This window comes from Streptomyces sp. NPDC054841 (genome assembly GCF_053611045.1).
Window position 1 is genome coordinate 1 of record NZ_JBSGZO010000258.1, and the last position, 12,062, is coordinate 12,062.

The 12,062-nt window shown below is 72.6% G+C and carries 10 protein-coding genes; 4 read left to right on the forward strand and 6 right to left on the reverse strand.

Annotated elements, in window-relative coordinates; genetic code table 11:
* On the reverse strand, positions 1-971 hold a 971-nt coding region (mycP, locus tag ACWGI8_RS28115; protein ID WP_453665043.1), incomplete at its 3' end, for a type VII secretion-associated serine protease mycosin.
* Entirely contained in the window at positions 968-1,855 is an 888-nt protein-coding gene (locus ACWGI8_RS28120; protein ID WP_453665045.1) for a hypothetical protein, read from the reverse strand. The genes mycP and ACWGI8_RS28120, both read right to left, overlap by 4 nt.
* 1,065 nt (positions 1,856-2,920) lie before the next feature.
* Between ACWGI8_RS28120 and ACWGI8_RS28125 the strand changes: the two genes are divergently transcribed.
* Complete coding sequence (locus tag ACWGI8_RS28125; protein WP_453665047.1) at positions 2,921-4,123, forward strand: amino acid deaminase/aldolase; 1,203 nt, start codon at positions 2,921-2,923, stop codon at positions 4,121-4,123.
* Positions 4,124-4,202: 79 nt separating this feature from the next.
* On the opposite strand, the gene ACWGI8_RS28130 is transcribed toward ACWGI8_RS28125, so the two are convergent.
* From ACWGI8_RS28130 to ACWGI8_RS28145, 4 genes are read right to left on the reverse strand one after another with little or no spacing between them, the layout of a single operon-like run.
* Positions 4,203-5,138, reverse strand: a complete 936-nt coding sequence (locus ACWGI8_RS28130; RefSeq protein WP_453665049.1) for a DUF2510 domain-containing protein — start codon at positions 5,136-5,138, stop codon at positions 4,203-4,205.
* A 31-nt stretch (positions 5,139-5,169) separates the two neighbouring features.
* On the reverse strand, positions 5,170-5,955 hold the full coding sequence (locus ACWGI8_RS28135; RefSeq protein WP_453665051.1) for a 3-oxoacyl-ACP reductase: 786 nt from the start codon (positions 5,953-5,955) through the stop codon (positions 5,170-5,172).
* 5 nt (positions 5,956-5,960) lie between these two features.
* On the reverse strand, positions 5,961-7,331 hold the full coding sequence (locus ACWGI8_RS28140; RefSeq protein WP_453665053.1) for an aldehyde dehydrogenase family protein: 1,371 nt from the start codon (positions 7,329-7,331) through the stop codon (positions 5,961-5,963).
* A gap of 8 nt (positions 7,332-7,339) precedes the next feature.
* Positions 7,340-8,713, reverse strand: coding sequence for a glutamine synthetase family protein (locus ACWGI8_RS28145; protein WP_453665054.1), 1,374 nt, complete (start codon positions 8,711-8,713; stop codon positions 7,340-7,342).
* Positions 8,714-8,906: 193 nt separating this feature from the next.
* Here ACWGI8_RS28145 and ACWGI8_RS28150 point away from each other — a divergent pair, with 193 nt between their 5' ends.
* From ACWGI8_RS28150 to ACWGI8_RS28160, 3 genes are all read left to right on the forward strand, one after another.
* The gene (locus ACWGI8_RS28150; RefSeq protein ID WP_453665056.1) at positions 8,907-9,632 is read left to right on the forward strand and encodes a FadR/GntR family transcriptional regulator; all 726 of its coding nucleotides are present in this window, start codon (positions 8,907-8,909) and stop codon (positions 9,630-9,632) included.
* A 149-nt stretch (positions 9,633-9,781) separates the two neighbouring features.
* Positions 9,782-11,227 (forward strand): ethanolamine permease, encoded by a 1,446-nt coding sequence (gene eat / locus ACWGI8_RS28155; protein ID WP_453665058.1) that lies wholly within the window; start codon positions 9,782-9,784, stop codon positions 11,225-11,227.
* 35 nt (positions 11,228-11,262) lie between these two features.
* Positions 11,263-11,940 (forward strand): gamma-glutamyl-gamma-aminobutyrate hydrolase family protein, encoded by a 678-nt coding sequence (locus ACWGI8_RS28160; protein ID WP_453665060.1) that lies wholly within the window; start codon positions 11,263-11,265, stop codon positions 11,938-11,940.
* The last annotated feature ends 122 nt before the right edge of the window (positions 11,941-12,062 follow it).

Below are 12,062 nucleotides of genomic sequence, written 5' to 3' on the forward strand. Positions count from 1 at the left end.
ATGCCGTACCCCTTGGCGTCGTCGCGTCCGCTCTTCGGGCCGCCACGCGCGGTGTCCGCGAGAAGCCGCTTGATCCGGGCGGGGGTGAGGGCGGGGTGCGCGGCGCGTACGAGCGCGACGGCGCCGGAGACGAACGCCGATGCCGCACTCGTACCCCAGCCCTCGTAGTAGCGCCGGTCCGGGTCGGCGATGACGACATCGACGCCGGGGGCGCTGACCGTGGCGTACCAGCGGCGGGTGGAGAAGGACGCGTGGGTGCCGAAGCGGTCGACAGCGGCGACCGCGATGACGCCGGGGTAGGCCGCCGGGTACGAGATGTGGTCGCCCTTCTCGCCACCGTTGCCTGCCGACGCGACGACGACGGCGCCCTTGGCGAGGGCGTACTGAACCGCGGCGTCCTCGCTCGCGTCGGGGTGCGCGGACTCGCTGTCGTCGCCGAGGGAGAGGTTGATGACGTCGGCACCGTGGTCGGCGGCCCAGCGGATGCCCTGGGCGAGGGCGGTGCCGCGGGAGCTGCGGGCCTTGGCGCGGGCGGGATCGGTGCCTTCGAGGATCACCCGGATGGGCAGGATCTTCGCCTCCGGCGCGATCCCGAGGACCCCGTCCTCCCGCCCCGGGCCGTGCCCGTGACCCGCGATGATCCCGGCCATCGCCGTGCCGTGCCGGGCCCAGGCCCGGTCGCCGCGCTTCGCCCCGAACCCGATGAGGTCCTTGGTCGGAAGCACGCTGCCCGTCAGGTCGGGGTGGCTGCCGTCGACGCCCGTGTCGAGCACCGCGACGGTGATGCCCTTGCCCTTGGTGGTCTGCCACGCCTCGTCGGTGTGCATGGCGTCGAGCGCCCACTGGCGGGCCCGGATCCCGTCGGCCTGCGCGGGCGCGGACGAGACGAGCGAGAGCGCGACGGCGGCGGCGACGGCCCCGGCCAGCCGCCGGGGCGTCGTGCGGCGGACGCGCGGAGGGTGAGCGGTCATTCGGGACGCTCCGGGGCCGGAGCGGCTGTCTTGCGCAGCGCACGTTCGATGCGGTCGGCGATGCCCTTGGCCTCGTGGCCGAGGCCCGCCTGGGCGGGGGCCGAGACAGCGCCGGAGGCCATCGCCTCCGCCGCGGGCTGCGGGTCGGTGACCGTACGGCCGTCGGCGAAGCCGGAGACGGCATACACGACGACCGGTGCGTCCGTGAGGACGCTGACCGTCCAGCTGGCCCGCTGCCCGTTGCCGAAGCCCGCGGCGACGGTGCCGGGGACGGCGTACGTCCGGGGCATGAGATCGGCCCGCTCGTCCAGGCCCGCGTCGGCGAACCGGGTGCGCAGGGCGGCCATCAAGGAGCGGTCCGCCTCCGTGAACACCATGCCGACGGTGGTGACCGCGGAGGCCGTGGCGTCGGTGTACGTCGCCCGCAGCACGCGCAGGCAGCCGACCGCCCGAAGCGTCTTGCTCAGCAGCGGGTCGAGCGCGCCCGCGCACGGGCCGTCGGGGGCGACCGCAGTCCGGGTCCAGACCCGGTCCGCGCCGCCGGGCCCCGCGCCGTCGCCCTTGAGGGTGCGCGGGAACAGGCTGTCGACGGGGGCGCTGTGCCACAGGGTGCGGGTGTCGGCGTAGCCCGTACGGGCGGCCGGTGAGGCGGACGAGTCGCCGGTGAGCCAACTCCCGGTGACCGCGCCGCCGATCAGCCCGAGCCCGAGGACGACGCAGGCCACGGCTGCGGCGGTCCGCGCGGGGCGGCGGGTACGGATGGGCCGCAGGCGTGTGGTGATCTCCGCGGGCGTCTCGGGGAAGGCGTTGGCGTACGGCCGGGGCGGCACGCCGGGGTACGGCGCGCGTGCACCGGGGAACCCCGGCTGCGCGCCGGGGGGCATCCAGGTCCGGGCGGAGCCTGCTGTCCCGGCGCCGGGCGTCCGCTCCGGCGGGAGGGGAGCTGCGGGCGCCCGGTCCGGTGGGGTGGGAGCTGCGGGCGCCGCGGCGGAGTCCGGGTGCACGGATGACGGCCGCCCGACGCGCGGCGGATCCGACGGGCGCGGAGGTGCGGCTGCCGCGGCCCGGGGCGCCGACGGGCGCGGAGGTATGGCTGCCGCGGGCCGGGGCGCCGGTCCTGCCGAGCCGCCCTCGGGTACCGGCAACGGCGGTGCGAGGCGCCGGGGTGCCGGGGTGTGCGGGCGCTGCCCGGGTACTCCCTGCCCCGCGCGCGGCGGGTCCTCCGGCGGGAGGGGCCCGGCGCCCGTACCGGACGCGGCCGCCGCGGACGTGGGTGGCGGGCCGGCCGGGCGCGGAGGCACGGCCCGGGTCGCCGGACCGTCCGGGCGACGGACCGGTGCGTCGCCCGGCATGGCGGCCGGCATGACGGTCGGTGCGTCGTCCGGCATGTCGTCCCCCGCGGAAACGGCGCCCTGCGGTGCGTGCGGTATCCGGGGGGTCCGGGGCGCTTGCGGTACCTGGGGTCCTTGGGGTCCCTGGGGTGCGGGAACACTCCCGGACGCCCGCCGGCCCGGCACGGCCCCCGTATCCGACGCGGCGTCGGCGGCTCCGGCTCCGGCTCGCGATGCGCGGGGGTCCGCCGCGCGCGGGCCGGGCTCAGTGGGCGCGGCCTGCGGTGCCGGAGTGGTGTCCGTGATCGGGCGCAGCCGGGTCGTCGTCTCGGCGGGTGTGGGCGGCGGCAGCGGACCGTCCGGCGGAAGCAGGACTTCCGTGATCCGGGACGGGCGCGGCGGCACTGGCGGACGCTGCGCTTCGGTGCTCATCCGCCCCCCCGTTTCCTCGGTCTCGTATCGCCGCCGGATCGCCTTTCGGGGCAGGCCCGTTCGTCACCGTGTCTGCGTCACTCTACGGGTTTGAGTACGCCGAACGGGAAACGGGACCGCAGGCCCGGGGGATCTGCGCAGAACGTCCCCCTACCCTCCGGTAGACCACTCTGGCAAGCTCGGGCCATGACTCCCCGTGCCGCTGACCGAACCCGGTACGACCGGGCCACCGCGCATCTCGACGCACCCCTCGCCATCGTGGATCTCACGGCATTCGACGCCAACGCGGACGACCTGGTCCGGCGGGCCGGCGGCAAGCCGATCCGGGTGGCGAGCAAGTCCGTGCGCTGTCGTGCGCTGCTGGAACGGGTCCTGGCCAGGGACGGGTTCGAGGGCATCATGTCGTTCACGCTGGACGAGTCGATCTGGCTGGCCCGGGCCGGCTTCGAGGACGTGCTCCTCGCCTATCCGTCGGCCGACCGCGCAGGCTTCGCGGAACTGGCCGGGGACGCCAAGCTCGCCGGGGCCGTGACGGTGATGGTCGACGACCCCGCACAGCTGGAGCTGATCGACCGGGCACGCGACGGCGGCACGGAGGAGATCCGGGTCTGTCTGGAGCTGGACACCGCACTGCGCCTGCTGGGTGGCCGGTTCCGGATCGGGGCGCGGCGCTCGCCGCTCCGGGAGCCCGCGCAGCTGGCCGAGCTGGCTCGTGCGATCGTGCGCCGCCCCGGCTTCCGGCTGGTGGGGCTGATGGCCTACGAGGGTCATGTCGCGGGTGTCGGGGACGCCGTCGCGGGGAGCCCGCTGCGTTCGCGGGCGATCCGGCTGATGCAGTCCGCGGCCCGCCGGGAACTGGCGGAGCGGCGCGCGGCCGTGGTGCGCGCGGTGCGGGCCGTGGCGCCGGACCTGGAGTTCGTCAACGGCGGCGGCACGGGCAGCGTGCAGCACACGGCGGCCGAGGACGCGGTCACGGAGATCGCGGCCGGATCCGGCCTCTACATACCGAGGCTGTTCGACAACTACACGTCGTTCAGCGGGCGGCCCGCCGCGCTGTTCGCCCTGCCGGTGGTGCGCCGCCCGGGCGTCGGTGTGGTGACCGTGCTCGGCGGCGGCTACCCGGCGTCGGGCGCCGCGGGCCCGAACCGGCTGCCGGTGCCGTATCTGCCGCACGGGCTGCGGTACGACCCGCAGGAGGGGCCGGGCGAGGTACAGACCCCGCTGCTGGGCTCCCCGGCCGACGATCTGCTCATCGGGGACAAGGTGTGGTTCCGGCACGCGAAGGCCGGGGAACTGTGCGAGCGGTTCGATTCGCTGCACCTGATCGAGGGGGACCGGGTGACGACGACCGTGCCGACGTACCGGGGCGAGGGCCGCACGTTCCTCTGATGGCCGGTCTCTGATCCTCCGACCGGCGCGGCCACGGCTACGGCTACGGCTACGGCTACGGCTACGGCTACGGCTACGGCTACGGGCTGATCGTGGAGCCGACTCCCCCGGAGACGTCACCGATCGGGCGGATGCCCTTGATGATCTTGTCCATGTCGCTGAGCGGCGGGGCGTCCGGGCCCGCATCGAAGGCGAACCGGACGATGATCAGCGACTCGGAGCCGACGGCCGAGGGAAAGACCAGGGACTGGACGTAACCGCCGGGGCCCGCGCCGGTCCTCACTCGCCAGCACACGAAATGCCCCGTGCGCCCGGCGACGACCACGGACTGCGACGCGACGGTCTCGTGGCTCTTGATGCCGCCGTGGATGCGGTTGCCGACGCGGTCGTTGTCGTACGCCCAGTCGGCGGCGATGCCGACGTCCTGGGTGGCGAGCTTCTCGGGCGACTTCACGTTGGTGATCGTCGCCGTACGGGAGGAGACCGTGCCGTGGCGGCAGAACTGGGCGGAGTCGCCAGGGCAGGTGTAGGACTCGGCGGTCACCATGGCCGGTGCCGTGTCGACGTGGGAATCGGACTTCTCCCAGCCGGCCAGGAGGGGCAGGGTGATCCCGTTGAGCTGGTCGACGAGGACGTTCGGGTCCGAGGTCGCCGTCGGGGCGGGCTTCGGACTGTTCCCGGTGGCCGAGGGCAGCGGGGCGGCGATGCTCTCCGAGGACCGCGGCCGGGTGGTCTCCTCGTCGTCCTTGCCGAGTACGACGACTCCGGTGACGATCGCACCCACAAGGACCGCGCCTGCCGCGATGAGCGCGACGAGCCCGCCCTTGCCGATGCCGTCGCCGCCGGTTCCGTCACCGGCCCCGTTGCCGTGGCCGTGTCCATGGCCAGGTGCGGGGGCCATGGACACGGTGCCGGGGGCCCGGGTGTGCCCGGTCCAGGCAGTGCCGTCCCACCAGCGTTCGATGGTCGGGGTACCTGGATCCGGGTACCAGCCCGGAGGGGTCGACATGCTCATCCGGCAACCTTAGGGGCGGCCGGCGGACGGGCTACAGAGGGGTGACGTACGCACCCGAAATACCCCCGTCGACCAGGAAGTCCGTCGCGTTGACGAACGACGAGTCGTCGCTGGCGAGGAACGCCACGGCCGCCGCGATCTCCTCGGCGTCGGCGAAGCGGCCCACGGGGATGTGCACGAGCCGCCGTGCCGCCCGCTCCGGGTCCTTGGCGAACAGCTCCTGGAGCAGCGGGGTGTTGACCGGCCCCGGGCAGAGCGCGTTGACCCGGATGCCCTCGCGGGCGAACTGCACACCCAGTTCACGGGACATGGCCAGCACACCGCCCTTGGACGCCGTGTACGAGATCTGCGAGGTCGCCGCGCCCATCCGCGCCACGAACGACGCGGTGTTGATGATGGAGCCCTTGCCCTGCCGCTGCATATAGGGGATGGCCGCCTTGCAGCACAGGTACACGGAGGTGAGGTTGACTTCCTGGACCCGCTTCCAGGCGTCCAGACCCGTCTCCAGGATCGAGTCGTCGTCGGGGGGCGAGATACCCGCGTTGTTGAAGGCGATGTCGACGCTGCCGTAGGTGTCGAAGGCGGTCCTGAACAGCGCCTCGACCTGCTCGGCGTCGGTGACGTCGACCTTCACGAAGGTCCCGCCGACCTCGTCGGCCGCCGCCTTGCCCGCGGTCTCGTCGATGTCGCCGCAGACGACGTTCGCCCCCTCGGAGGCGAGGCGGCGCGCGGTCGCCAGGCCGATGCCGCTGCCGGCGCCGGTGATGACGGCGGTACGGCCCACGAGGCGGCGGCAGACAGCTGTGGTGTCGGTCATGTGGTTCAGGCCTCCGTGCTGATGAAGACGTTCTTGGTCTCGGTGAAAGCGGTGAGGGCGTCGGGGCCGAGTTCGCGGCCGAGGCCGGACTGCTTGTAGCCGCCGAACGGGGTCCAGTAGCGCACGCTGGAGTGGGAGTTGACGGACAGGTTGCCCGCGGCGACCGCGCCGGAGACGCGCAGGGCACGACCGACGTCCCGGGTCCAGATGGAGCCGGAGAGTCCGTACTCGGTGGCGTTGGCCAGGCGTACGGCGTCGTCCTCGTCGTCGAAGGGGAGAACGACGGCGACGGGGCCGAAGACCTCTTCGGTGGCGATGGGAGCGTCGGGTGCTGCGCCCGTGACGAGGGTGGGCGGGAACCAGAAGCCCGGTCCCTCGGGGGCGCTGCCGCGGACCACGGCAAGGTCATCGGTGACATATGACCGTACGCGGTCCAGTTGCGTCCGCGAGATGAGCGGCCCCATCTGTGTGCTCTCGTCCGCCGGGTCGCCCACCACGACCGATTTCAGGGCCGGGGCGAGCCGGTCCAGGAAGTCGTCGTACACCGAGCGCTGGACGAGGATGCGGGTGCGGGCGCAGCAGTCCTGGCCGCTGTTGTCGAGGAACGACATGGGGGCGGCCGCGGCCGCGGCTTCGATGTCGGCGTCGGCGAAGACGATGTTGGGGCTCTTGCCGCCGAGTTCGAGGGTCACGCGCTTCACGCGCTCCGCGCAGAGCGACATGATCTGCTTGCCGATCCGGGTGGAGCCGGTGAACACGATCTTGGCGACACCCGGGTGGCGTACGAGCGCGTCGCCCGCGATGTCGCCGCGTCCGGGCAGCACCTGGAACAGCCCCTCCGGGAGGCCTGCTTCCAGGGCGAGTTCGGCGAGCCGCAGGGCCGTCAGCGGCGTCGTCTCGGCGGGCTTGAGGATGACCGCGTTGCCGGCGGCGAGCGCCGGGGCCGTGCCCCAGGCGGCGATCGGCATGGGGAAGTTCCACGGCGCGATGACGCCGATGACGCCGAGCGGTTCGAGGATCGTGAGGTCGAGACCCCCAGGTACGGGGATCTGGCGGCCGGTGAGCCGTTCCACTCCCCCGGCGGCGTAGTCGAGCAGGTCACGGACGTTGCCGGCTTCCCAGCGGGCGTTGCCGATGGTGTGGCCGGCCTCGCGGACCTCCAGCCCCGCCAGTTCCTCGATGTGGTCGTCGACGACGGCGGCGAAGCGGCGCAGCAGCCGGGCGCGGTCGGCGGGGGCCGCGGCCGCCCAGCCGCGCTGGGCGTGTGCCGCCCGTTCGACGGCGGCGTCGACGTCCTGTCGCCCGGCGCCGGGGAGGGTGGCGATGACTTCCTCGGTGGCCGGGTTCAGCACATCGAGTTCGTACGGTTGCGACAAGTGGTGCCTCACATGCGTTCGAAGGAGCGGCGGAGCTCCCAGTCGGTCACCGCGGCGTCGAAGGCTTCGAGTTCGACCCGCGCCATGTTGCGGTAGTGGGCGACGACCTCGTCGCCGAACGCGGCCTTGGCGATGGGGCTGTTCTCCCACAGCTCGGCGGCCTCGCGGAGGGTGGTCGGGACGTGTGCGTAGTCGGCGGTGTAGGCGTTGCCCGAGCAGACCTCGGGAAGTTCCAGCTGCTGCTCGATGCCGTACAGCCCGGCCGCGACCAGTCCGGCGACGGCGAGGTGCGGGTTGACGTCACCGCCGGGGAGCCGGTTCTCGAAGCGCATCGAGCGGCCGTGGCCGACGACGCGCAGCGCACAGGTGCGGTTGTCGTAGCCCCAGGCGACGGCGGTGGGGGCGAAGGAGCCGGGCTGGAAGCGCTTGTACGAGTTGATGTTCGGTGCGTAGAGCAGGGAGAAGTCGCGCAGCGCGGCGAGCTGGCCGGCGAGGAAGTGCCGCATGACCTGTGACATTCCATGGTCATGGCCGTTCCCGCCGCCGGCCATGGCGTTACGGCCGTCCGCGTCGGCGAGCGAGAGGTGGATGTGGCAGGAGTTGCCCTCGCGCTCGTTGTACTTGGCCATGAAGGTGAGGGAGACGCCTTCCTGGGCGGCGATCTCCTTGGCGCCGGTCTTGTAGATGGCGTGCTGGTCGCAGGTGACGAGGGCCTCGTCGTACTTGAAGGCGATCTCGTGCTGGCCGGGGTTGCACTCGCCCTTGGCGGACTCGACGGTCAGTCCGGCCGCGGCCATGTCGTTGCGGATCCGGCGCAGCAGCGGCTCGATGCGGCCGGTGCCGAGCACCGAGTAGTCGATGTTGTACTGGTTGGCCGGGGTGAGGCCGCGGTAGTCGCGGTCCCAGGCCTGCTCGTACGTGTCCTTGAAGACGATGAATTCGAGTTCTGTGCCGACCTGGGCGGTGTAGCCGAGCTCGGCGAGACGCTCCAGCTGGCGGCGGAGGATCTGCCGGGGGGCGGCCACGACGGGCCCGCCGTCGTTCCAGGCGAGGTCGGCGATCAGCATCGCCGTTCCCTCGTTCCAGGGGACGCGCCGCAGGGTGGCGAGGTCGGGGTGCATCGCGAAGTCGCCGTAGCCGCGGTCCCAGGAGGACATCTCGTAGCCGTCCACCGTGTTCATCTCGGTGTCGACGGCGAGGAGGTAGTTGCAGCCCTCGGTGCCGTGCTCCAGGACCTCGTCGAGGAAGAACGGCGCGGCGAACCGCTTGCCCTGGAGCCTCCCCTGCATGTCGGGGAAGGCCAGGACTACCGTGTCGATCTCACCGTTCGCGACGAGGGCTCTCAGTTCCTCGACGCTCAGCGGGGGTGTGCGGTCTGCCACGGGATCTGCCTCCTAAGGTCAGCCGGGAGCCATAAGGTATTGCCGAAGACCATTGCTTGGGAAGGGGGAACCGCAACGTGGCGCTGCGTCTTCCCGGGGCACTGCGTCCACAGCGGCTCCGCCGCGGGCCGGACCCCCGGCCGAGAAGCACGTCAGCAGGGCTGGACGGTATGCGATCGCGAGGTGGATCCAAGTGAGGAAGAGCGAGCCGGAGGACCGGCTGACGTCCGTGCTGCGGCCGGTACGAGCGGGCAACGGCTTCGAGGAGGCACTGGAGCAGATCCTCCAGGTGGTACGGCTCGGACTGGTGCCCGGTGGGGAGCGGCTGCCCGCCGAGCGCGAGCTGGCCGACCGGATGGGGATCAGCCGTGTCACGCTCCGCGAGGTGCTCAAGGTGCTCCAGGAAGAGGGTCTGGTGGAGAGCCGGCGCGGCCGTTACGGCGGCACGTTCGTCCTGCACCGGCCGCGTACCGCCGGCGAGGACGAGCTGCGCCGCCGTATCGCGGCGGTCGATGTCGAGGACACGCTCCGCTTCCGTGAGGTGCTCGAGGTGGGCGCGGCCGGGCTGTGCGCGGCGCACGGCCTCACCGACGACGGCGTCGGCCGGCTGCGTACGGCCCTGGCGGCGACGCACGACGCGCCCCTCGACGACTACCGGCGGTGCGACACACTGCTGCACCTCACCCTCGCGGAGCTCTCCGGTTCACCAACCCTGACCACGCAGTACGCGGCCGTCCGGGCAACCGTGAACGACCTCCTGGACTGCATTCCGCTGCTCGTACGGAATCTTGAGCACTCCCAGCAGCAGCACGTCGCACTGGTGGAGGCGGTGCTCGACGGGGACGCCGACGCGGCGCGCGAGGTGATGCGCGAGCACTGCTCGGGCACGGCGGCGCTGCTGCGCGGCTTCCTCACGTGATCCGGGTACCCGCAGCCGTGACCGCCGCCGTGACCATCGGCCGCGCCGCGCCGACGTAACCCGAAAGTAACGCACGGGTCTTGCATTTCCCCCGCGCACACCGCAAAGGTATGGCTCCATTCCATTGGGCCCGACGCGGGAGCTCTGCCATGACGCTGGAAGACACCACCGGGAGCAACACACCACCGCCGGACGACTATCTCGAGCGCCGCACTCTGCGGCGCGGCAGCGCGGGCTGGCTGCTGCTCACCGGGCTCGGTGTCGCCTATGTCGTCTCCGGCGACTTCTCGGGCTGGAACATCGGCCTGTCCAAAGGCGGCTTCGGCGGTCTCGCCGCGGCGACCGTGCTCATGGGGCTGATGTACGCCTGCCTCGTCTTCGCGCTCGCCGAACTCTCCGCGATCCTGCCGACGGCGGGCGGCGGCTACGGCTTCGCGCGCCGCGCGCTCGGCACCTGGGGCGGCTTCCTCACCGGTACGGCGATCCTCATCGAGTACATCCTCGCGCCCGCCGCCATCGCCATCTTCATCGGCGACTACGTCGAATCGCTCGGGCTGTTCGGTCTGGAGTCGGGCTGGCCGGTCTATCTCGCCTGCTTCGCGGTGTTCATAGGCATCCACCTGTGGGGCGTGGGCGAGGCACTGCGCTTCAGCCTCGTCGTCACCGCCATCGCGGTGGCCGCGCTGCTGATCTTCGCGCTCGGCGCGCTCACCGACTTCCAGGTCAGCGGCCTCGACGACATCCCGGTCGACAAGGAGGCCTTCGGCTCCAACTCGTGGCTGCCGTTCGGCCTGCTGGGCATCTGGGCGGCGTTCCCGTTCGGCATGTGGTTCTTCCTCGGCGTGGAGGGTGTGCCGCTCGCCGCCGAGGAGGCCAAGGACCCGGTCCGCTCCATGCCGCGGGCGCTCGCCGTCTCGATGGGCATCCTCGTCCTGCTCGCCGTTCTCACCTTCTTCGCGTCCACCGGGGCGCGTGGCTCGGCCGCCATCCAGGAAGCCGGCAACCCGCTGGTCGTGGCGTTGCAGGGCGACGGCGACCCGACCGCGCTGAGCCGCTTCGTCAACTACGCGGGCCTCGCGGGCCTCGTGGCGTCGTTCTTCTCGCTGATCTACGCCGGGTCGCGACAGCTGTTCGCCCTGTCCAGGGCCGGCTACCTGCCCCGTTTCCTCTCCCTGACCAGTCGCCGCAAGTCCCCCTACCTGGGGCTGCTGATCCCCGGCGCGATCGGCTTCGCGCTCGCGGCCGGCACCGGGGACGGGGCGCGGATGCTGAACATCGCCGTGTTCGGCGCGACCATCTCGTACGCGCTCATGGCGCTGTCCCACATCGTGCTGCGGCGCCGGGAGCCGGAGCTGCCGCGGCCGTACCGCACCCCGGGCGGCGTGGTGACCTCGTCCGTCGCCTTCGTCCTCGCGCTGTCCGCGCTGGTGGCGACCTTCCTGGTGGACAAGGACGCGGCCGTCATCGCCCTGGTGGTGTACGGCGTCGCCCTCGCGTACTTCGCCTTCTACAGTCGGCACCACCTGGTGGCCCGTGCGCCGGAAGAGGAGTTCGCGGCGCTCGCCGCCGCCGAGGCCGAGCTCGAACGCGACTGACTCCCCCTCGACAGCCGAACCGGAGGAACCCCACCGTGACCCTGCCGCTCATCGGCGTCAGCACCTACCTGGACAAGGCCTCGTGGGGCGTGTGGCAGCTGCCCGCCGCGCTGCTGCCCGAGGGCTATCCGCGCCTCGTCCAGTCGTCGGGCGGTATCGCCGCGATGCTTCCGCCCGACGACCCCGGGCGCGCCGCGTCCGCGGTCGCCCGGCTGGACGGGCTCGTCGTCGCCGGCGGCCCGGATGTGGAGCCCGTACGGTACGGGGCCGAGACCGACCCGCGCACCGGGCCGCCGGCGCGGGAACGGGACGCCTGGGAGCTCGCCCTGATCGAGGCGGCGCTCGCGTCCGGGACGCCGCTGCTCGGGATCTGCCGGGGCATGCAGCTGCTGAACGTGGCCCTGGGCGGCACGCTCGTCCAGCACCTCGAAGGGCATGTGAAGGAGACCGGGGTCTTCGGACACCACCCGGTGACCCCGGTGGCGGGGACGCGGTACGCCGCCCTCGTACCGGAGGAGTCCTCGGTGCCGACGTACCACCACCAGTCGGTGGACCGCCTCGGTGAGGGGCTCATCGTCTCGGCCCACGCGGCGGACGGGACGGTGGAGGCAATCGAGCTCCCGGACCCCGCCTGGGTCCTGGGCGTCCAGTGGCACCCGGAGATGGGCGAGGACACGCGTGTCATGCGGGGGCTGGTGCGGGCGGCGTCCTGAGGGCCCGCCGGACCGGGCGGCCGCGGCGGGCGATGGCCGCGGCCGCTGCGGTGCGCCCCTGCGCCCGGGGACTAGGCCCTGTCCGGGCGATCTTGTCGGGCCTGCGACGCCGGCTACGGCAC